The organism is Micromonospora mangrovicola (assembly GCF_047200535.1).
Taxonomy (GTDB): Bacteria; Actinomycetota; Actinomycetes; order Mycobacteriales; family Micromonosporaceae; genus Micromonospora.
The window spans coordinates 16803-35758 of sequence record NZ_JBJZOG010000064.1; the positions used below are offsets into that span (position 1 = coordinate 16803).

General features: G+C 72.6%; 23 protein-coding genes. 13 read left to right on the plus strand and 10 right to left on the minus strand.

Going from position 1 to position 18956, the window contains the following annotated elements; all coding sequences use genetic code 11:
- Nucleotides 1-11: 11 nt before the first annotated feature.
- Both ACL02O_RS22920 and ACL02O_RS22925 read right to left on the minus strand, forming a co-directional pair.
- Nucleotides 12-464 carry a pyridoxamine 5'-phosphate oxidase family protein gene (locus tag ACL02O_RS22920; RefSeq protein WP_412820187.1) on the minus strand — a complete coding sequence of 151 codons (453 nt, stop codon included), beginning with the start codon at nucleotides 462-464 and terminating at the stop codon, nucleotides 12-14.
- Nucleotides 465-520: 56 nt separating this feature from the next.
- Complete coding sequence (locus tag ACL02O_RS22925) at nucleotides 521-1114, minus strand: pentapeptide repeat-containing protein (protein ID WP_412820188.1); 594 nt, start codon at nucleotides 1112-1114, stop codon at nucleotides 521-523.
- Nucleotides 1115-1180: 66 nt separating this feature from the next.
- On the opposite strand from ACL02O_RS22925, the gene ACL02O_RS22930 reads away from it, so the two are divergent.
- Complete coding sequence (locus tag ACL02O_RS22930) at nucleotides 1181-2413, plus strand: serine hydrolase domain-containing protein (protein WP_412820189.1); 1233 nt, start codon at nucleotides 1181-1183, stop codon at nucleotides 2411-2413.
- A 68-nt stretch (nucleotides 2414-2481) separates the two neighbouring features.
- On the plus strand, nucleotides 2482-3123 hold the full coding sequence (locus tag ACL02O_RS22935; RefSeq protein WP_412820190.1) for an NAD(P)-dependent oxidoreductase: 642 nt from the start codon (nucleotides 2482-2484) through the stop codon (nucleotides 3121-3123).
- A gap of 6 nt (nucleotides 3124-3129) precedes the next feature.
- Here ACL02O_RS22935 and ACL02O_RS22940 read toward each other — a convergent pair whose 3' ends face one another.
- Nucleotides 3130-3594, minus strand: a complete 465-nt coding sequence (locus ACL02O_RS22940) for a PPOX class F420-dependent oxidoreductase (protein ID WP_412820191.1) — start codon at nucleotides 3592-3594, stop codon at nucleotides 3130-3132.
- Nucleotides 3595-3631: 37 nt separating this feature from the next.
- Nucleotides 3632-4273, minus strand: coding sequence for a DUF6642 family protein (locus ACL02O_RS22945; RefSeq protein ID WP_412820192.1), 642 nt, complete (start codon nucleotides 4271-4273; stop codon nucleotides 3632-3634).
- Between the two features lie 327 nt (nucleotides 4274-4600).
- On the opposite strand from ACL02O_RS22945, the gene ACL02O_RS22950 reads away from it, so the two are divergent.
- A complete protein-coding gene (locus ACL02O_RS22950; RefSeq protein WP_412820193.1) occupies nucleotides 4601-5380 on the plus strand; it encodes a D-Ala-D-Ala carboxypeptidase family metallohydrolase in 780 nt (259 codons plus the stop codon).
- Nucleotides 5381-5537: 157 nt separating this feature from the next.
- Here ACL02O_RS22950 and ACL02O_RS22955 read toward each other — a convergent pair whose 3' ends face one another.
- Nucleotides 5538-5996 (minus strand): hypothetical protein, encoded by a 459-nt coding sequence (locus tag ACL02O_RS22955; RefSeq protein WP_412820194.1) that lies wholly within the window; start codon nucleotides 5994-5996, stop codon nucleotides 5538-5540.
- 223 nt (nucleotides 5997-6219) lie between these two features.
- Between ACL02O_RS22955 and ACL02O_RS22960 the strand changes: the two genes are divergently transcribed.
- Complete coding sequence (locus tag ACL02O_RS22960) at nucleotides 6220-6714, plus strand: hypothetical protein (protein ID WP_412820195.1); 495 nt, start codon at nucleotides 6220-6222, stop codon at nucleotides 6712-6714.
- 12 nt (nucleotides 6715-6726) lie between these two features.
- On the opposite strand, the gene ACL02O_RS22965 is transcribed toward ACL02O_RS22960, so the two are convergent.
- The gene (locus ACL02O_RS22965; RefSeq protein ID WP_412820196.1) at nucleotides 6727-7734 is read right to left on the minus strand and encodes a hypothetical protein; all 1008 of its coding nucleotides are present in this window, start codon (nucleotides 7732-7734) and stop codon (nucleotides 6727-6729) included.
- A 101-nt stretch (nucleotides 7735-7835) separates the two neighbouring features.
- Here ACL02O_RS22965 and ACL02O_RS22970 point away from each other — a divergent pair, with 101 nt between their 5' ends.
- From ACL02O_RS22970 to ACL02O_RS22980, 3 genes are read left to right on the plus strand one after another with little or no spacing between them, the layout of a single operon-like run.
- A complete protein-coding gene (locus ACL02O_RS22970) occupies nucleotides 7836-8801 on the plus strand; it encodes a ParA family protein (RefSeq protein ID WP_412820197.1) in 966 nt (321 codons plus the stop codon).
- Nucleotides 8798-9262, plus strand: a complete 465-nt coding sequence (locus tag ACL02O_RS22975; protein ID WP_412820198.1) for a hypothetical protein — start codon at nucleotides 8798-8800, stop codon at nucleotides 9260-9262. Before ACL02O_RS22970 ends, ACL02O_RS22975 begins: the two co-directional genes overlap by 4 nt.
- A 38-nt stretch (nucleotides 9263-9300) precedes the next feature.
- Nucleotides 9301-9921, plus strand: coding sequence for a hypothetical protein (locus ACL02O_RS22980; protein ID WP_412820199.1), 621 nt, complete (start codon nucleotides 9301-9303; stop codon nucleotides 9919-9921).
- Between the two features lie 57 nt (nucleotides 9922-9978).
- On the opposite strand, the gene cpt is transcribed toward ACL02O_RS22980, so the two are convergent.
- Nucleotides 9979-10512: a chloramphenicol phosphotransferase CPT gene (gene cpt / locus ACL02O_RS22985; RefSeq protein ID WP_412820200.1), complete on the minus strand. Its 534-nt coding sequence runs from the start codon at nucleotides 10510-10512 to the stop codon at nucleotides 9979-9981.
- 78 nt (nucleotides 10513-10590) lie between these two features.
- Here cpt and ACL02O_RS22990 point away from each other — a divergent pair, with 78 nt between their 5' ends.
- Entirely contained in the window at nucleotides 10591-11130 is a 540-nt protein-coding gene (locus ACL02O_RS22990; RefSeq protein ID WP_412820201.1) for a DUF1697 domain-containing protein, read from the plus strand.
- A 22-nt stretch (nucleotides 11131-11152) separates the two neighbouring features.
- Here the strand turns inward: ACL02O_RS22990 and ACL02O_RS22995 are convergent, their stop codons facing one another.
- Nucleotides 11153-12142 carry a helix-turn-helix transcriptional regulator gene (locus tag ACL02O_RS22995; protein WP_412820202.1) on the minus strand — a complete coding sequence of 330 codons (990 nt, stop codon included), beginning with the start codon at nucleotides 12140-12142 and terminating at the stop codon, nucleotides 11153-11155.
- Nucleotides 12143-12383: 241 nt separating this feature from the next.
- Here ACL02O_RS22995 and ACL02O_RS23000 point away from each other — a divergent pair, with 241 nt between their 5' ends.
- From ACL02O_RS23000 to ACL02O_RS23010, 3 genes are read left to right on the plus strand one after another with little or no spacing between them, the layout of a single operon-like run.
- Nucleotides 12384-12578, plus strand: coding sequence for a hypothetical protein (locus ACL02O_RS23000; protein ID WP_412820203.1), 195 nt, complete (start codon nucleotides 12384-12386; stop codon nucleotides 12576-12578).
- A complete protein-coding gene (locus tag ACL02O_RS23005) occupies nucleotides 12569-12817 on the plus strand; it encodes a hypothetical protein (RefSeq protein ID WP_412820204.1) in 249 nt (82 codons plus the stop codon). The genes ACL02O_RS23000 and ACL02O_RS23005 overlap by 10 nt, the downstream gene beginning before the upstream one ends.
- A 15-nt stretch (nucleotides 12818-12832) precedes the next feature.
- The gene (locus ACL02O_RS23010) at nucleotides 12833-14524 is read left to right on the plus strand and encodes a CHAP domain-containing protein (RefSeq protein ID WP_412820205.1); all 1692 of its coding nucleotides are present in this window, start codon (nucleotides 12833-12835) and stop codon (nucleotides 14522-14524) included.
- Nucleotides 14525-14598: 74 nt separating this feature from the next.
- On the opposite strand, the gene ACL02O_RS23015 is transcribed toward ACL02O_RS23010, so the two are convergent.
- Entirely contained in the window at nucleotides 14599-15585 is a 987-nt protein-coding gene (locus ACL02O_RS23015; protein ID WP_412820206.1) for an MBL fold metallo-hydrolase, read from the minus strand.
- A gap of 148 nt (nucleotides 15586-15733) precedes the next feature.
- Nucleotides 15734-16612, minus strand: coding sequence for a serine hydrolase (locus ACL02O_RS23020; protein WP_412820207.1), 879 nt, complete (start codon nucleotides 16610-16612; stop codon nucleotides 15734-15736).
- A gap of 39 nt (nucleotides 16613-16651) precedes the next feature.
- Between ACL02O_RS23020 and ACL02O_RS23025 the strand changes: the two genes are divergently transcribed.
- Both ACL02O_RS23025 and ACL02O_RS23030 read left to right on the plus strand, forming a co-directional pair.
- Nucleotides 16652-17626, plus strand: a complete 975-nt coding sequence (locus ACL02O_RS23025; RefSeq protein ID WP_412820208.1) for a LysR family transcriptional regulator — start codon at nucleotides 16652-16654, stop codon at nucleotides 17624-17626.
- A gap of 40 nt (nucleotides 17627-17666) precedes the next feature.
- A complete protein-coding gene (locus ACL02O_RS23030; protein WP_412820209.1) occupies nucleotides 17667-18848 on the plus strand; it encodes an endonuclease in 1182 nt (393 codons plus the stop codon).
- Nucleotides 18849-18956: the final 108 nt, after the last annotated feature.

Here is an 18956-nt window from a genome sequence, read left to right on the forward strand (position 1 = left end):
GGGACGTGCGCTCAGCGCCGCTCGCGCCGCTCCAGCCCCCGGCCGGGATGCCAGCTCTCGATCACCAGGTGGTCCGGCGGGTCGCCGACCCGAGTCAGCACCACCTCGGTCAGCTCGATCCGGAACCGGTGCGAACCGTCCTCGCCCGGCGGCTCCTCGTGCGCCCGGCCGGCAACCTTGGCGTCCCCGTCCCAGGACACCGGGTCGTCCTCGGGTGCGTCCTCGGTCGGGCAGTGCAGCGCCACCCGGGGATCGCGCCGCAGGTCGAGGGCCTTGCGCGCGCCCGCCATGCTGCCCAGCCGCAGCTGGCCGTCGGCGCCGAAGTCGAACTCGGTGCCGCTGATACGGGGTGAGCCGTCCCGCCGCAAGGTCGCCATCGTGCCGTGCTTGCGGACCGCGAAGCGGGCGCGCACCCGCGCGGCGAAGTCGGGTTCGGACGCCACCAGATCGGACCACCATGCCATGACGGTCAGCCTGGCAGGAAAATCTGACATCCCACGGCCTCTTTCCGGCGCGAAATTCAGCGGATCTCGAAGCCCAGCGCCTGGGCCAACACGACCGCCTGCTCCGCGTCGACGATCGCGCCGGCCCGCTCGACGGCGGTCGGGTCCAGCGCGGTCAGGTCGCTGCCCCGCAGGTCCGCCCGGACCAGCTTGGCGCTGTGCAACTGGGCGCCGGAGAGGTCGACGCGGGTGACCGTGGCACCGGTCAGGTCCACGCCGGTCAGGTCGGCCTCCCGCATCCGCACGTCGCTGATCCGAACCCCGCGCAGGTCGGCGCCGGGCAGGGCGACGAACGACCAGTCGCCGCCCTCGACCCGCAGCGGGCGCAGGTCGCACTGGTCGAAGGTGCTGCCCACCAGCTTGCAGCCGGTGAACTCGGCCTCGAAGAGATTGCACCGCTTGAAGGTGCAGCGGGTGAACGCGGAATCGGTGTGCCGGGAGGCGTTGAAGGCGACGTTGCCGAAGACGCACTCGGTGAAGCTGGCCCCCTGGCTGAGCGCCTCGGTGAGGTCGACGTGGAAGAACTCGCACCGCACGAAGTGCCGGTCGACCAACTCCTCGGCGTACCAGTCCTGGTGGCGGTAGGTGGTCTCCTCGACGGTCTCCGGCATGCGGCCGAGCCTAGTGTGATCAGCCGACACTTCCCGGCACGCCTACCGACCGGTAGCGTCGGCGCGGTGAACCTCGCAGTGAGTACCGACCCCGCAGACATCGGCTTCGACCCGACCCGCCTGGCTCGGATCGACGAGCACTTCGGCCGGTACGTCGACGACGGCCGGCTCGCCGGCTGGCAGATCGTGGTGACCCGGCGCGGCGAGATCGCCCACGCCTCGACGTACGGGCTGCGGGACCGGGAGGCCGGCACGCCGGTCGAGGCGGACACCCTGTGGCGCATCTACTCGATGACCAAGCCGATCACCTCGGTCGCCGTGATGATGCTCTGGGAAGAGGGTCGGCTGGAGCTGAACGACCCGGTCAGCCGCTGGCTGCCGGAGTTCGCCGACGTCCGGGTCTACGACAAGGGCTCGGTGCTCAAGCCGTACAGCGTGCCGGCGGTCGAACCGGTCCGGGTCTGGCACCTGCTCACCCACACCGCCGGCCTGACGTACGGCTTCGCCCAGAGCACGGTGGTCGACGGCCTGTACCGGAAGGCGGGCTTCGACCTGGGCGTGCCGCCGGGCGCGGATCTGGCCGCCGCCTCGGCGGGCCTGGCCCGGCTGCCGCTGCTCTTCCAGCCCGGCACGAGCTGGAACTACGGCGTCTCCACCGACGTGCTGGGCCGGCTGGTGGAGGTGATCTCCGGGCAGAGCCTGGACGCCTTCTTCACCGAGCGGATCCTGCGTCCGCTCGGCATGACCGACACCCGGTGGTGGGTCGAAGAGCCGGACGCCAAGCGGCTGGCCGCCCTCTACACCCCGCACCCGGCCACCGGCGAGGCGGTCCGCGCCGACGGCATCGGCCGGGCCGCGCTGGCCGAGCCGAGCTGGTTCTCCGGCGGCGGCGGGCTGATCTCGACGGCGGCCGACTACCACCGGTTCACCCAGTTCCTGCTGCGCGGCGGGGAGCTGGACGGGGTTCGCCTGCTCGGGCCCCGCACGGTCCGGTTCATGACCCGAAACCACCTGCCCGGCAACCGGGACCTGGCCTCGTTCTCCCCGGAGGGGTTCGCCGAGACCATCCTCGACGGCATCGGTTTCGGGCTCGGCTTCGCCGTGGTGCTGGACCCGGTGCCGTCCCGGGTGCCGAGCAGCCTGGGTGAGTACTACTGGGGCGGCCTGGCCAGCACCGCGTTCTGGGTGGACCCGGTGGAGAAGGTCACCGCCCTGCTCTTCACCCAGCTCATGCCGTCGAGCACGTACCCGCTGCGTTCGCAGCTGCGCCAACTGGTCTACTCCGCGCTCATCGACTGAGCCGGCGCGGGGCCGGCGTGATCCGCGTAACCGCACCGGGCGCGCGGCCGAATCCCTAGCCTGAGGGCATGGCCAACATCGTCGTGTTCGGTGCCGGCGGCACCGCGGGGTCGCGGATCTCGGCCGAGGCGGTCGAGCGGGGGCACCGGGTGACCGCGGCGGTACGCCGCCCGGAGGCGACCAGCTACCTGCCGCCCGGGGTACGCCCGGTGACCGGCGACGCCACCTCGGCGCAGAGCGTGCGGGAGCTGGCCGAGGACGCGGACGTGTTCGTGGTGGCGATCGGCGGCGGCGAACGGGAGCTCTGGCGTGACGCCGCCCGGACGCTGGTGGACACGCTGCGCGGGCAGCCCGACCCGCCCCGCGTGATCCACGTGGGCGGTGGGGCGACGCTGCTGACTTCGAAGGGCACCCCGTACCTCGACGAGCCGGACTTCCCGGAGGAGTACCGGGACTCGGCCGAGGGCCAGGCCGATGCCCTCGCCGTCTACCGTTCCTCGGCCGACGGGGTCACCTGGACGTACGTCTCCCCGCCGCCGTTGGAGTTCCACCCGGGTGAGCGCACCGGCCACTACCGGACCGGCACCGACCAGCCGGTGACCGACGCGCAGGGCCGGTCGGTGCTCACCTACGAAGATCTGGCGGTGGCGATCGTCGACGAGATCGAGAGCCCGCGGTTCCGCAACGCGCGCTTCACCGCGGCGTACTGACCGGGGTCAGTCGGCGAGCCGGGCGGGGAAGCCGCCGGTGGCGATCGGGCCCCAGCCGTCGACGGTGATCCGGATCAGCGACTTGCCCTGCTGCACCATGGCCTGGCGGTACTCGTCCCAGTCCGGGTGCTCGCCGGAGATGCTGCGGAAGTACGCCACCAGCGGTTCGAGCGCCTCGGGCAGGTCGAGCACCTCGGCGGTCCCGTCCACCTGCACCCAGGGCCCGTTCCAGTCGTCGGAGAGCACACAGGCGGAGACCCGGGGGTCACGCCGGATGTTGGCCACCTTGGCCCGCTCCGGGTAGGTGGAGATCACGAGGCGGCCCTCGGCGTCGACACCGCAGGAGACCGGCGAGGACTGGGGCCGGCCGTCGGAACGGGTCGTCATCAGCAGGACCTTGTGCCGGGGGCGGAGGAACTCGATCAGGGCGTCTCGGTCGACCCGGGTGTTGGTCGCGATGGTGCGTGCCATGTCTCGGTTCTACCAGGCCGCCCGGCCATCGGCCCGGTCAGCGGGGGCGGTTGGCGACCCGGCGCGGGTTGGCCTGGGCCGGCACCCGGGGCGGCACCGCCGGCCGCCAGGCCCGGCCGTTCGCATAGATCACCCGGAAGCCCAGGTACGACGCCAGTGGCGCCCAGTGCGCGGAGCCCATCCGCAGCTCGGCGGCGTTGTGCCGCTGACCGTTGGCCAGGACGTCCAGCAGGACCGTCTCGAACGCCGCGGACTCGACCCAGTCGACCTCGCGGGTGAAGCCGCAGATCAGCGCCGCGCCGGTCATGTCGAGGAAGTCGCGCAGTGCGGCGTCGGAGGCGCGCAGCACCGAGCAGCTGCCGAAGTAGAGCCGGCGCCCCTCGCAGCGGCCGGCCATCCGTTGGGCGACGTCCGCCAGCTCGACGGAGTCCCAGTCGGTGAGGCAGAGCCGGCTCGGCTCGCCGTGCATGGCGAAGAAGCCGACCCGGTAGTCCGCGTACTGCTTGAGCAGCCAGCGGTCGAGGAAGTAGAAGAGCTCGTCGCGGGTGGCCGCGTCCTTGTGGATGAAGCGGATCTTGCCGAGCCGTTCGAGGAGTTCGAGGGTGGGCAGGACGGAGCCGCGCTCGTTGAGGTCCCGGTGCCACTGACCCTCGATGCAGAAGATGCCTCCACGCGCCAACGCCGACCTCCCCCGCCCGCGGAGCCGTACCGGGCCCCGGCGGAGACGTTACCGGGCCTCCCGGGCCCGGTGACATAACCCTCGGTGGTGCCGTAGGCCATTTCCGTCACGATCGCGCCATTGCGGCAGCGGCACACCGTTCCGGCCTGGAATGGGCGATTCGCAAAACCTTGCTATTCACAGCCGACGCCCAGGAACAAGCAATTATGAGAACAATTCCGGTTATTGCCCACGAATCGCCCGCACCGCTGCGAAGGTGAAGGGGACAGGACGTCTCGGTCGATGCCCTGCTCACACCTCATTCGATCTCCTATCGGGAGGACTTTCGTGCGCGTCAACACCCTCAAGCGGGTAGCCGTCGCGTTCGCGCTGGCACTGCCCGGGGCCGCGATCGCCACGGTGGTCGCCGCACCGGCCGCCCACGCCGACGGCTGCTACACCTGGAACCGGAACCTGTACCAGGGACGCTCTGGCGACGACGTCCGCCAGCTCCAGATCCGCGTGGCCGGCTGGTCCGCGTACGGGGGAATTGTTCGGATCGACGGCATCTACGGGCCGGAGACGGCCGCCGCGGTCAGACGCTTCCAGTCCGCGTACGGCCTGCGCGTCGACGGCGTCGCCGGCCCGCAGACCTTCAACAAGCTCTACCAGCTCCAGGACAACGACTGCACACCGGCGCACTTCAGCTACGGCGAGCTGGACGACGGCTGCGGTCGCGGCGGGTGGAGCGGGGGCCCGCTGTCGGCCACCCAGACGAAGGCGAACGCGGTACGCACCATGTGGAAGCTGGAGGCACTGCGGCGCAGCCTCGGCGACAAGCCGCTGTACGTGACCAGCGGCTTCCGTGACACCAGCTGCAACCGGCAGGTGGGCGGGGCCGCCAACAGCCAGCACCTGTACGGCTACGCCGCCGACGTGGTCTCGCGCACCTCCTCGCTGTGCCGGGTCGCCCAGTCCGCCCGCTCACACGGCTTCAGCGGCATCTACGGCCCCGGCTACCCCGGCCACGACAACCACGTGCACCTGGACTCCCGGCGGGAGAACAACAGCGACGGCCTGACCAACAGGACCAGCTGGTCCGCCCCGGACTGCGGGGTCGGCAACTGAGTCACGGTCGTGGACGGCGGCCCGACGCGGGGGTGGGGGGGTCCCCGCGGCGGGCCGCCGTCTCGTCGCCCCGGGCGTCGCGCTGCTCGGGCGTGCCCCCGATGCGACCGGCTCCGGCTCGGCGGGCCCGATGCCACGCCGCGACCGGGAGCGGTCGTCAGCTCGCCCGGGGCCAGCGCGGCCGGGTGGCGGGGGGCGCCACGGGCCGACCGGTCGCGCCGGGCCGGGTCGCGGGCCGCACGCCATTGGGTGCGGCCACCCGGCCGGCCTGGCCGCGCGGGGACTGGGCGGCCGGAGCCGGCGGGCGCGCCGCCGGTCCGGTCAACACGAACGGGAAGGGCACGTGCACGAAGGGGTTGCCGTGCCGCACGAGCGCGTCGATCTGACGCTCGTTGAGGCCGTGGGCCGCCAGCACCCGCCGCCCCCACCGGTGCAGCCGGCAGGGGTAGGCGGCGCCGTCGTTGCGGCACTTCGGTCCGGCGGGCCACTCCTCGGCGGCGTGCACCACCACCGCCCGGACCGCGAGCCGGACATCCTCCGGGGTCAGCGACGCCGGCACCGGCACCTCGCCCAGGATCTGATCGATGGGATCCGTCGACTGCTCACCAACTCGCACGGCAGGCCTCCCGCAGCTCGGCAGCGGTGCGGCGGATCCGCCGCACCACATCCTCGCCCACTGGTACGGCCCCCGAGCGGCAGCAGTTCAATCCCGGCGCGGACCGGCCCCGCCGGGAGCCGGCCATGGCCGCGCCGGCGGTCCGGGCGGTCGGCGGCCGGCACGGTCGCCGGGTCACCCCTAGACTCGCCGTGATCCGCCGTCCCCGGAGATGGGAAGTCCCGTGCGTCGCTGGCCCGCCGCCCTTGCCCTGGTCCTGCTGCTCTCCGGTTGCGGCGGGGGAACCCGGACGACCGAGTTCCCGGCCTGGGAGCCCCCCTCGCCGACCGCGTCCGCCCCGCTGACCATAAAGGAGGCGAAGGGGCGGTACCTGTCGATCGTGGCGCCGTACAACACCGCGCTGGAGAAGTTGCAGGAGGCGTTGCGGGCCGGCAAACCGTGGCGGACCGTGCGGGGCCTGACCCGTACCGTCGCCACCACCAACGCCGCCCACGCCGAGCAGCTGCGCAGCACCGACTGGCCGGCCGAGGCGCAGGCGCCGGTCGCGGCGCTGCTCAAGGAGAACGACGTGGCCCTGCGGCACTGGCAGGCAGCCGCCGAGGCGACCGACGCGCAGGCGCTGATGCGGGAGATCCGCGCCGCCGCCGCGCACGACGGCGGCACCCAGGCCAACCGGGTACGCACCACCCTCGGCCTGCCCGTCTACAAGAAGCCCTGATCCCGGGCACGACTACCGGAATACGACGGGACTCGCGGCGGCGGGTCGCCGCGCGGCGAGCCGGGCCGACAGCGTCCCGAGGACGAGCCCGGTGACCAGCCCGTCGAGGGTGACCAGCGTGTCCGTGTCGGCGGCGCTGAGCGTGATGTTGCCGCTCAACCGGGTGAGGACCGGCCCGACCGGCAGCCAGGTCTGGACGAGGTCCGTGGCGAGCAGGACCACCGGCAGGCCGACCCCGGTCACCGCGGCCACCCCCGCGTACCAGGACACCACGGAACGCCCCTCCGGTCGCGCGTCGGCGAGCACGGCCACCGCGGTCACCAGCAGCACGCCGCCCGCCCAGACGGCGCGGATGGCCTGGTCGGGCGGGGTCAACCGGACGCCCACCACGGTGACCGCGCCGATCGACGCCAGGCCGGCGGCCAGCCCGGCGCGGGGCCGGGCCGATCCCGCCGTGGCGGCCAGCGCGCAGCCGCAGGCGAGCGCGAGCATCAGCGCACCGGTACCGACACCGGCCCAGCGGAGCTGCGGCTCCCGGTCGGTGGGCGACTCCACCGCCGCGCCGAGGGCTGCCAGCACCGCCGCGACGGTGGCGGCGACCAGCAGCGTTCGGCGGGCGGGCGGCCGGTCCGGCGGAACGCTGAGCCTCCGGCGCAACAGGGTCACCGCCCCGGCCAGCACCAGGCACCCGACGGCGGCGAGCGGCGGCACGTACCGCCAGCCCGCCAGGTCGGCGCGGTCGACGGCCAGGTCGGCCAGGAGCCAGCCGGGGCCGAGGGCCAGGGCGGCGCGGGTGGCCGACCGGCCGCCCCCGAAGGCGAGGACCAGCCCCAGCACGATGCCGACCAGCGCGGTGAGGCGTACCTCCCGGGCCCAGTAGGTGTGGTTGCCGGGAAGTACCTCGGACCACGGGCCGGCCGGCTCGGTCAGCGGCTGCAGCACCGCCATGCCGACCGCCCACCAGACCACCGAGGCGACCGCCAGGAGCAGGCCCGTGGCGTACCGGGGGTTCACGCGCATGGGCAGGACGCTATCCGCCACCCGGGTTACCGGCGACCCGGCGGACCGGGGCTGTTCCCGATCACGGCCGCCCGTTACCGTTCCCGGTCGGGGAGGTGCCGGTGTACGTCGTATCTGTGATCAACTACAAGGGCGGGGTCGGCAAGACCACGATGACCGCCAACCTCGGGGCCGAGTTGGCCAACCGGGGCATGAAGGTGCTGCTGATCGACCTCGATCCGCAGGCCAGCCTGACGTTCAGCTTCTACGAGCCGGACGACTGGCGGGACCGGCTGCGCGACGAGCGCACGGTGAAGCGCTGGTACGACGGCCTGCGCGGGGAGAGCCCGAAGGCGACCCTCGGCGAGCTGGTGGTCACGCCCGGGCCGGCGAACGCGCAGCTCAAGGGGACGGGCCGGCTGGACCTGATCGCGTCGCACCTGCAGCTCGTCGACATCGACCTGGCCCTGGCGCGGGGCGTGGCCGACGGCGACGAGTACGACGCCGAGCTGTTCCGGGTGCGCGGGTCGCTGGACCAGGGGCTGCACGACCCGGCGCTGGACCCGTACGACCTGGTGCTCATCGACTGCCCGCCGAACTTCAACGTGGTGACCCAGTCGGCGATCATCGCCAGCGACCACCTGCTGATCCCGGCGCGGGCCGACTACCTGTCCACTCTCGGCATCGACTACCTGCACGGGAACGTGCGGGAGCTGGTCGAACGGTACAACGCGGACTCCCGCCGGTTCGCGAAGATCCGCCGCCATCACAAGGTCGCCCCGGGCATCGCCGGCGTGGTGTTCACCATGGTCCAGCTGATGGCACAGCGGCCGGTCGCCGCGCAGCAGGGTTACCTGGACCAGGTGCGGGCGCTGGGGCTGCCGGTGTTCCCGACGGCGCTGCGGGAGAACGTCACCCTGTTCGCCACGAACACGCCCCGAGGGGTGCCGGTGGTGCTGCGGGACCGGGTCACCGCCCCGGCGGTCCGCGACGAGCTGCGCCAGATCACCACCGAGTTCCTGGACCACCTCCAGCCGGCGTCGGCGGTGCAGCCGACCTCCCCGGTCGCCTCCGGGGCGGGTGGATGACCGAGCCGACGCGAGCGGTGCTGGCCCGGGTGACAGAGTTCCTGGCCGGGTTGTCCGACGCCGACGTGGCCGCGCTGATCGAGGGGCGGGCCCGGTTGGCCGTGCTGCCCGCCGACGCACCGGCCCGTCCGGCCGTTCCGGCAGCCGGCGCGGGGCCGGGTCCGGCCGGGCGACGGGCGACGCGGTCCGGCGGGGGGCCCGCTGCCGGCTCCGGCCCGGACGCCGCCCCGGAGGCGTCCGGTGTGGACGTCGAGCGGGCGCACCTCGCGCTGACCGGCATGTCCCGGCGGGCCGAGGGTGCGGCGTATCTGTCGTCGTGGACGACGCGGCAGCTCCGGGCCCTCGCCGCCCGGGCGGGGCTGCGCGGAGTGGCGGGGCTGCGGAAGATGGAGCTGGTCGAGCGGATCGTCGACCGCACGATCGGTTTTCGGCTCGACTCCACCGCCATCCGCCGGCGCTGAGGCGCGACGCCCCGGCGCAGCGACCCCGGGAGGTCCCGATGCGCCACGGCAGGCCCCGTATCGGCCGGATCGTCGCCGCACCGGTCGGCCTGCTCCTGGTCGGCGCGGCGACCGCTGGCTGCGGTACCGGCTCCGAGCAGGTCGAGGCCCGGCTGGTCGACGGCCGGCTGAGCCTCCACTTCGAACGGGTCTGCCCGGTCGGCATGCTGACCCTGACCGACCCGGCCCGGCGGTCGTCGACGGCATCGGCGGCCACCGACGCGGTCCCCCCGGCCGGCCCCACGCCGGCCGCGACCGCTCCGGCCACGGCGGCAGCGGAGCCGGCCGGGTCGCAGCCCGGGCCGTCGAGCGCCGTCAGCGTGGAGCCGAGCGTCTCGCCGGGCTGGCCGGCCGACCCGGGCACCTGGTGGCAGATCCGCACTCCCAGGGTCGGCAGCTTCCGGGATCTCGCCTCGGTCGTCGCCGGTGAACCGGTCGAGGGCTTCGATGAGCTGGTCGACCGGACCGGAGGCGAGCTGCCGCGTCGGCTCTCCCTGTCGGTCAAGAACGCCGTCGGGTTCGACGCCGACATCGACGTGGCGGAGCTGGCCGACGGTCGGCCGCACCGCTACCCGCTGCACCAGGTCTGGGCGGAACTCTTCCCCTCCGACCGGTGCTGACGCCGGTTCCCCGCCGCCCCGATGCCCAGCCCGCCTCCGGGGTAGCCGGGTCGCCGGTCAGCAGATCCGGGCGGCGATGACGCGCGCACACTCCAGCGCTTCGGTGTGCGTGGTGTCCACCTCCAGGTCGTACGCCACGCCCCGGTGCACCGCCTCCGCCTGCGCGGCGGCCATCCCCGGGATCCGGTCCCCGCGGGCGAGCTCGCGCCCCACGGCGACCGCGCCGTCGCACCTGACCCCGACCCAGAGCACGTCCAGCCCGGCGAGGGCCTGCCGCCACCGCTGCTGGGACGCCGGGCCACCGAGGAAGACCTCGTCGACGATCACCCGGGCACCGGCCCGGACCATCGCGGCCACCCCCTGCATCCACGCCGCCTCCACGGCCCGGAACTCCGGCCCGACACTCACCCCACCGTCGGCGGCGAACTCGATCCCGGCGGCCGACGTCCGCATGGCGGCGGGCATCGCGTCGATCAGCGTGTCGACTCCGACCGCGAGCCAGGGCTCCGGCAGTACGCCCTGCAGGCACCGGGCGATCCCGGACTTGCCCGAGCTGGAACCGCCGTTGAGCACGATCACCTGTGTCGTCACCGCGCCACTGTAGGCGGCTCCGGCGGACCCGGCCGTAGGCTGGTGGCCCCGGGAGTGTCCGAGGCGAGGAGGATCCGGATGGCCCGCTACGCCGCCCTGCTGCGGGGCGTCAACGTCGGCTCCACCCGGCTGGCGATGGCCGACCTGCGGCGGATCGTCGCTGACCTCGGCCACGAGGACGTCAAGACTTACCTGCAGAGCGGCAACGTGGTCTTCACCAGCCCGCCGACGAAGGACGACATCCTGGCCCAGGGCATCGAGCGCCGGCTCGCCGACGAGCTGGGGTTGCGGGTGCCGGTGCTGGTGCGCAGCGACTCCGAGCTGGCTGCGGTCGCCGATGCCAGCCCGTACGCGGCGAAGCAGGACGACCCCACCCGGATGCTGGTGGCCTTCCTGTCGGCCGCGCCCACCGCGGCGAAGGTCAAGGAGCTGACCGTGCCGGCCGGCGAGAACATCGAGTACGCGGCCATCGGGCGGGAGATCCACCTGCACTTCCCCGACGGCGGCTACGGGCGGACGAAGTTCACCAACGCGTACCTGGAGAAGAAGCTGGGCATGGTGGCGACCACCCGGAACTGGAAGTCGGTGCTGGCGCTGCGCGACCTGGCCGCCGGCTGACCGGCGGGGCGGAGCCGGCGACTCAGAGCCATCCCCGCTGGGCAGCCAGTACTCCCGCCTGGAAGCGACTGCGGGCGTCGAGGACCTCCATGATGCCCGCCGTGATCCGTCGTACGGTCCGCAGCGACAGGTTGAGTTTGCGGGCGGCCACCTCGTCGGTGTGCCCCGCCGCCAGGATCTCCAGCACGGCGCGGGCGACCGGGTCGACGCCATGGATGTCGGGTGCGGATGCGACGCCGAGTGGGATCGCAGTGCGCCAGACCTGGTCGAAGAGTGCGTAGATCGCCGCGACGACGCCGGAGTGAACGACCTCCACCGCCCCTCGGCTTGAGTCCTCAGGGTCGAGCGGCAGCAGGGCGATCCGTTGGTCGACCACGACCAAGAGCATCGGGAGTGTCGGCACCGTCCGCACCTGGCCGCCGAGCCCCGACAGCCAGCGGGCGTAGCCGACCACGCCCGGATCGTTGCGATAGCTGTCCTGGTACACGCAGCGGATGGCCACGCCCCGCTCCAGTGCGAGCTGATTGAGCGGCTTGCTCGTCTCCTTCGCCTCCGGCACCTGTGCGCTACCGGGGTTGAGCGACACGCACTCCCGGGTGGCGTTGGCCGCGAGTTCCTCGAGCCTGATCCGCACGCTGTCGACGTCTTCGTACCGGCGGACCCCGTCCACGGCCTGAGCTGCGGCCAACTGCTCCGCGGAGATCGTCTTGATGGCGGCCCGGGTGGCCTCTATCTGCCGCTGCTGTTGCAGGACCTCGGCTTCCGCGCGGGCGAGCAACGACGCGAGCCCCACGTCGGGCGAGACCGGGCGCAGCAGCCCGGGTCGCGCCGATGACGGTCGCAGGAGGGCGAGGTCGGCCAGGTCGTCGAGGGCCGCACGGACGTCGGTCTCGGTCAGGGCCAGACGGTCAGCAAGCCCGGCCACTCCCAGGTCCGGAAACGCGAGCATCAGCCGATACACCTGTTCAGCCTGCGCAGAAAGACCGAGCGATTCGAGCATCGCCACCTCCACCCCGTGATTAGACGAGTATCCGAACAGGCACTCCCCGGCGCAAGGCCGATCGGGCCTTGGCCGGGACCTGGCAGCAAGTTGTCATGCAGCTTCGTGCCAGGTCGAAGGTGGTGACACGGGGTTCGGCGGCGGGCAAGCTTCATCTCACCGGGAAAACAACCGGATTGAAATCGAGAGAAACCGCCGAAGAAATTCCCTTATCGAATTCACCAGCCAGGAGGAGTCTGTCATGAATGCATCGATGCGGGTCATCACCGTCATTGCCGGTCTCACCGCCTTCCTGCTCGGCCCCGCCGCCCTCGATGTCGCCGTCTCGCCCGCTGTCGGCACCGCCAGCGCCACGACCGTTGCTGGTGGATTCGAGTGGGCCACACCGGGGGCCGATTCCACCGAGCCGACCGGAACCACGGTCAACGGCGGCTTCGAATGGGCCTGACGATGCAGATGACGATGTTCACGCTGCCAACTCCCGAGACGTCGGGCCACAACGACGCCTCCATGTTGGACCTGCTATGGGCCCACATGAGACCGGAGGATCGCGTCGAACACATACGCGTCAGGGCCGGGCCGGGCGCAATGGAGGTGGTGCTATTCCTGCTCGCCAGCGACGAGGCCACCGCGACAGAAAAGGCCCGGGACATTCAATTGAGGATCACATTGCTCTTCGTCCGATGAGAAAGGTTCACCACGATGACTGGTTCGGAATCCACTCGGCGCGTCCGGCGCCTCGCCATCGGCCTGACCGGCACCGCCGCCTTGTTCGCGGCAGGGCTCACCGTCACGCCGAACGCCTCCGCCGGCACCCTGCGTGACTCCATTGTCTCGATCGCTCAACGTGAACTGAACGATGGCAGCAGAAACTACGAGTACCGGGGAAGCGACAACTGCACCTACTACAGCGGCCAGGTGACCAGCTGGCCCACATGCAACTCCCTGGGCTGGCGCGGCGGCACGGTGAACGGCGACGGCACGTACGCGTGGTGCGCCAACTTCGCCAAGTACGTCTGGAAGCAGGCCGGGATCACCGACCTCGCGGGGCTCAACGCCTGGGCCCGGTCGTTCCGCGAGTACGGCCAGGACAACGACACCTACCACACCCGCGGCAGCGGCTACGTGCCGCAGCCGGGTGACGCGGTCGTCTTCGACTGGGACCAGAGCGGCTCCATCGACCACGTGGGTATCGTCACCGGCACGTCCGGTGGGCGGGTCACCACCATCGAGGGGAACTCCAGCGACCGGGTTTCGGCGCGGGACTACAGCCTCTCCGACATCGACATCGTCGGCTACTCGTCGCCATCCGGCGTGGACGGGGTGGAGGACAACCGCAGCGCGGCCGCCACCACGGGCGACCTCGGTCTGGTTCGCACGAACGACGGCGTTCTGGTTCAGTACCGGCTCGGCACCGACGGATGGATTTACGGCTCGGGCCAGCCCTCGGTGGGCGCGGCCTACGGCCCCTGGCAGCGCATCGGCGACCGGGGCAACTTCACCGGCCACCCCTCGTCCATCGTCGCCGGCAACGAGACGATCGTGGTCTACGCCCGCGGGACGGACAACAAGATCTATGGTGCGGGCCAGCCCTCGCCGGGCGCCGCCTTCGGGGGCTGGGGCCTGATCGGTACGGGTCAGCCGACGTTCGCCAGCGACCCGACGGCGGTGATGACCCCGGGCGGTGAGATCGCGGTCTACGCGACCGGCAGCGACGGCTACCTCTGGGGAACCGCCCAGACCGGTCCAGGCAGCACGTTCGGCGCCTGGATGAAGATCGGCGCCGGCGGCGCCGGGGTCGCCTCCGAGCCGAGCGTGATCATCGGAAAGAACGACACGATCGTCATCTACGCCCGGGGCACCGATGGCAAGATCCACGGCGTCGGCCAGCCGTCGCCCGGCGCGGCCTTCGGCAGCTGGGTCACCATCGGCACCGGGCAGCCCACGGACGGATTCACGACCGCGCCGAGCGCCGTCCTCACCCCGTCGGGCGCCATCGCCGTCTACGCGACCGGGGCTGACGGGTACCTGTGGGGCTCCGGGCAGGCGAGCGCGGGCAGCACCTTCGGCGCCTGGACCAGGATCGGCACCAGCGGTGCCGGGGTCGCCTCCCGACCGCAGCCGCTGATCGCGGACAACGGGACCATCGTGATCTACGCCCGGGCCACCGACAACAAGATCCGCGGCGTCGGTCAGCCGTCGAAGGGCGCCGCGTTCGGTAGCTGGCAGACGATCGGCACCGGCCAGCCGGACTTCGTCGGCGATCCCAGCGCGATCCAGGCCGAGTCCGGCGCGATCGTGGTCTACGGCAAGGGCACCGACAACTGGATCTGGGGCTCCGGCCAGGCCAGCGTCGGTAGCACCTTCGGCAGCTGGCTCCACATCGGCAGCTGACCCTACGGCCGTGTTCGGGCCGCGAGCGACCGGCTCGCGGCCCGAACGCGTTCCCGGGGCCCTCTAACGACTGGTCAGAAGTGGTACGCGGTGTGGTACTCGGGCACCAGCACCCGGCTGCGCGGCGACACCCGGCGCACGGCGGCGATCAGGTCGTCGAGACGCTTGCGGTCGCTCTCCGCCACGGTCGGCGGGTTGGTCAGCGGGGTCTCGAAGTTGTCCCAGTGCACCGGCACCACGACCTTCGGGTGGTCCAGCGCGGCCATCAGCCGCGGCACGTAGTCGGCGGTCGAGGTGGTCGCGGCGGAGGCCACCATCGCCACGTCGGGGGCCAGCCCGGCCAGGTTGCGTTCGTCGAGGTCGCTCGCCCCCATGAAGAACACGGACGGGCCGCCGGCCACCCGGATCTGGTACGCCAGGGTGTCCCCCTCGGGCAGGTCGGAGATCTTCTCCGGCTTCGACGGCGGGCTGACCCGTACGCCGGGAAAGGCCACGGACCACGAGGCGTTGCGGCTGTGCAGGGAGCTGACCACCTCGATCGTGTAGTCGCCGAAGTCGAGCACCTCGCCGCCCTTGACCGGGGCGAGGCGGCCGGCCGGCAGCCCGTACGCCAACCCCAGGTGGTAGGCGGTGAGGGTGCCGAAGACCCGGGCCCCGGTCCGGCCGGCGATGTAGGGCACGTCGTTGAAGTGGTCCCAGTGGGTGTGCGTGACCAGGATGTTCTCGGCCCGCTCCACGAGCGGGTCGATGGCCCCGCGGTCCACGGTCAGCGGGGTGCCGGCATCGAACCTGCCGGTGAACAGCCCGGTGTCGTAGCGGCTCAGGTACGGGTCGACCAGCACCGTGCGGTCGCCGATGTCGATCCGCCAGCCGGCCGTGCCCCACCAGCGGAAGCTGACCGCGCCGGCGACCCGGGACCGGGTGGCGCCGACCGGCGCGGCGGCCGCCGGGGCGGCCTGGGCCGGTGTGCCGGCGCCGAGGCCGGCGGCCGAGACGGCGGCGGCGCCGACGGCGGCGTCGCGCAGCAGGCGGCGGCGGTCGTACGGGCGGTTGTCGAGCATGGTGGGTCCTCCCCGTCGGTGATCGGTGCACCCACCCCACCACCGGCCGGCCCGCCCCGTCCAAGATCGACCGGCGGAACGGTCGATATGCGACCGGATATCATTGCAGGTCAGCAGAGGCATGCCGGGTGCGGCGCCGGGCCGAAATTCAGCGCAGCGCCTCGACCGCGGCGCGGGCCGCCTCGCCCATCGCCAGGTCCACGTCGATGCGCCGGACGCTCAGCCGCTCGGTGCGGGCGTACACCAGAATGGCGAACCGACGGCCGTCGGGATACTCGGCGACCCCGGCCTCCAGGTGCAGGCCGGGCAGGTTGCCGGTCTTGCCGGCGACCCGCACGCCGGGCGGGAAGCCGGCGGCGAGCCGGGTCCAGAAGAGCTGCCGGCCCATCAGCTCGCGGACCATCGCGCAGGCGGCCGGCGGACCGGCCTCGTCCCGCCAGATCAGCCCGAGCAGCCGGGTGATCTCCCGGGCCGTGCTGGAGGTGGTGCGCTCCGGGTCGAAGACCCGCATGGCCCGGACCTGGTCGGCGGTCAGCGTGGGAAAGATCCGGGCGAAGTCGGCCTCGGTGCGGGCGCCGACGTCGGCGAGCATCATCTCGACCAGTTGCCGGGGGCCACCGAGGATCCGGGTGCGCGGCAGGTCCAGCTCGGCGGCGAGCATCGGCGGCACGTCCGGGCCGACCCGGCGCAGCAGCAGGTCGGCGGCGGTGTTGTCGCTGACCGACATGGTGAAGTAGGCGAGGTCGCGCAGGGAGATGTCGACGTCGTCGGCGCAGCCGGCGACACCCCAGCCGCCGAGCCGGTCCGCCGCCCGTACCAGCACCCGCTCGGCCGGGTCGAGCTGCCCGGCGACGACCTGCCGGGCGAACTCCAGCACCAGCAGGATCTTGAACACGGAGGCGATCACGATCTGCTCGTCGGCCCGGACGGCGACCTCCCGTCCCGGCTCGTCCACGTCCACCACGTGCAGGCAGCCGGTGCTCCCGGCCCGCGCGAGGATCTCCCCGACCCGCTTCCCCACATCCACCCGGACACGGTAGCCAGGGCCGGAGGTTAGGGTGCCCGGGTGGACCTGCTGCGACATCTGCGGCACTTCGTGGTGGTCGCCCGGGAGCTGCACTTCGGGCGGGCCGCCGAGCTGCTGGGGATGGCCCAGCCACCGCTCAGCCAGTCGATCCGGCGCCTGGAACGGGAACTGGGGGTGATCCTGTTCGACCGCTCCCGGCAGGTCCGGCTCACCACCGCGGGTCAACTGCTGCTCGGCGAGGCCGACGAGCTGCTGGCCGGGGAGCGGCGGCTGCGCAACACGGTCGACCAGGTACGCCGCGGCACGCTGGGCGTGCTGCGGGCCGGCGTGCCTCCGGAGACCCCGGCGGTGACCCTGCGCGCGCTGCTCGACGGGCTCGCCGCCCGGGCCCCCGGGCTGGAGGTCGACCTGCACGAGCTGACCAGCGCGGAGCAGGCCCGCACGCTGACCGAGGGGCGGCTGGACGTCGGCCTGCTGCATCAGCCGGTGGCGGAGAACGGACTGCGCTTCGGCCCCGCCGTGGAGGTGCCGATGGGGGTGCTGCTGCCCCGGGGGGCGCCGCTGGCCCGGGCCCGGCAGGTGGCGCTCGCCGATCTGACCGGACTCGACCTGATCACCGCGCCGCCGGCCACCGCACCCGGATGGCACGACCACCTGCTGGCCGTCTGTCGGGAGCACGGCTACCGACCGGCCCGGGTCCGGCACGCGCGCAACCCGGAGTTCCTGTTCGGCCTGGTCCTGGCCGGCGCGGCGGTGGCCGTCGCGCCGGAGGCGGTGGCCCGCCGGGAGCCACGGATCGCCTGGCGACCGATCGTGGGCGCGCCACTGGTGCGACACACCTCGGCGGCCTGGCCGCTCCGCTCGGCGCACCCGGCCGCACCGATGTTCGGGCAGCTGGCGGCGGAGGTGCTGGGCGTCGCCGAGACGCCGCCGGGACCGGCCCAGCTCGCGCCGGCGGCCCGCGCCTGGCCGGTGCTCTTCGAGGCCGGACAGGACGCAAAGTTGCCCTCGTGATCTCCCGGAGTTCACCCCGCACCCGCTAGCATCGCCGTTCATGAATATGAAGAGCGTCACCCGCTCGCGACCCGGGCGGCTGATCGCGGCGTTCGCGCTGGCCGTCACCGTCGCGACCCCCCTGGCGGTGACCGGTTCGGCGTCGGCGGCGACCACCCTGACCGTCGCCCAGGCGCTGGCCGCCCAGGACGGCCGGACCGCCACCGTGACCGGTTACGTCATCGGCCAGCCGACCGCGACGAATACGGTGATCACGTCCAACTACACCGCGGACACCGCGATCGCGATCGCCGACGCGGCCACCGAGACCAGCACCGGAAAGATGCTGTACGTGCAGGTCACCGCCGCGTGGCGGAGCACGTTCGGGTTGCTCACCAACCCGTCCCTGCGCGGCAAGCAGGTCACCGCGACCGGCACCCTCACCGCGTACTTCAGTCACGGCGGCCTGAAGAACCCGACCGCGATGAGCCTGGGCGGCGGCACCACCCCGTCGCCGACCGCCTCCCCCAGCGCCACCCCGAGCAGCGGACCGTACGACTCCACCTACTACGCGAACGCGGTCGGCAAGACCGGGACGGCGCTGCGCAGTTCGCTGCACACCATCATCCGGGTGCAGACGACGCTCTCGTACGACCAGGTGTGGGAGGCGTTGAAGGACACCGACGAGGACCCGGCCAACTCCGCCAACGTGATCCTGCTCTACACCGGACGCTCGCAGAGCAAGACCAGCAACGGCGGTGGGGTGGACGACTGGAACCGGGAACACGTCTGGGCCAAGTCGCACGGTGACTTCGGCACCGCCAACGGCCCCGGCACCGACGTGCACCACCTGCGTCCGACGGACGTGTCGGTCAACTCCCTGCGCGGCAACAAGGACTTCGACTCCGGCGGCAGCGCCGTCGCCGAGGCACCCGGCTGCTACACCGACGCCGACTCGTTCGAGCCGCGAAACGCGGTGAAGGGTGACGTGGCACGCATGATCCTGTACATGGCGATCCGGTACGAGGGCGACGACGGCTGGCCGAACCTGGAGCCGAACGACTCGGTCAGCAACGGCAGCGCGCCCTACCTGGGACGGATCAACAAGCTGCTGGCCTGGAACGACCTGGACCCACCGGACGCCTTCGAGCAGCGCCGCAACCAGCGCATCTACGAGCGCTGGCAGGGCAACCGCAACCCCTTCATCGACCACCCGGAGTGGGCGCGGGCGATCTGGAGCTGACCCGCCGCGAGGGGGGGGGGGGGGGGGCCCCCCCCTCCCCCCCCCCCCCCCCCCCCCCGCCCGACCCCCCCCCCCCCCCCCACCAAAACACACCAACTCCTCCTCCCC

Coding starts and splice junctions, on each gene's coding strand:
- ACL02O_RS23030 (WP_412820209.1), top strand. CDS start 17,667: ATGAATATGAAGAGCGTCACCCGCTCGCGACCCGGGCGGCTGATCGCG.
- ACL02O_RS23000 (WP_412820203.1), top strand. CDS start 12,384: ATGCGGGTCATCACCGTCATTGCCGGTCTCACCGCCTTCCTGCTCGGC.
- ACL02O_RS22965 (WP_412820196.1), bottom strand. CDS start 7,734: ATGCGCGTGAACCCCCGGTACGCCACGGGCCTGCTCCTGGCGGTCGCC.
- ACL02O_RS22980 (WP_412820199.1), top strand. CDS start 9,301: ATGCGCCACGGCAGGCCCCGTATCGGCCGGATCGTCGCCGCACCGGTC.
- ACL02O_RS22975 (WP_412820198.1), top strand. CDS start 8,798: ATGACCGAGCCGACGCGAGCGGTGCTGGCCCGGGTGACAGAGTTCCTG.
- ACL02O_RS22920 (WP_412820187.1), bottom strand. CDS start 464: ATGGCATGGTGGTCCGATCTGGTGGCGTCCGAACCCGACTTCGCCGCG.
- ACL02O_RS22990 (WP_412820201.1), top strand. CDS start 10,591: ATGGCCCGCTACGCCGCCCTGCTGCGGGGCGTCAACGTCGGCTCCACC.
- ACL02O_RS22935 (WP_412820190.1), top strand. CDS start 2,482: ATGGCCAACATCGTCGTGTTCGGTGCCGGCGGCACCGCGGGGTCGCGG.
- ACL02O_RS23005 (WP_412820204.1), top strand. CDS start 12,569: ATGGGCCTGACGATGCAGATGACGATGTTCACGCTGCCAACTCCCGAG.
- ACL02O_RS23015 (WP_412820206.1), bottom strand. CDS start 15,585: ATGCTCGACAACCGCCCGTACGACCGCCGCCGCCTGCTGCGCGACGCC.
- ACL02O_RS22940 (WP_412820191.1), bottom strand. CDS start 3,594: ATGGCACGCACCATCGCGACCAACACCCGGGTCGACCGAGACGCCCTG.
- ACL02O_RS22925 (WP_412820188.1), bottom strand. CDS start 1,114: ATGCCGGAGACCGTCGAGGAGACCACCTACCGCCACCAGGACTGGTAC.
- ACL02O_RS23010 (WP_412820205.1), top strand. CDS start 12,833: ATGACTGGTTCGGAATCCACTCGGCGCGTCCGGCGCCTCGCCATCGGC.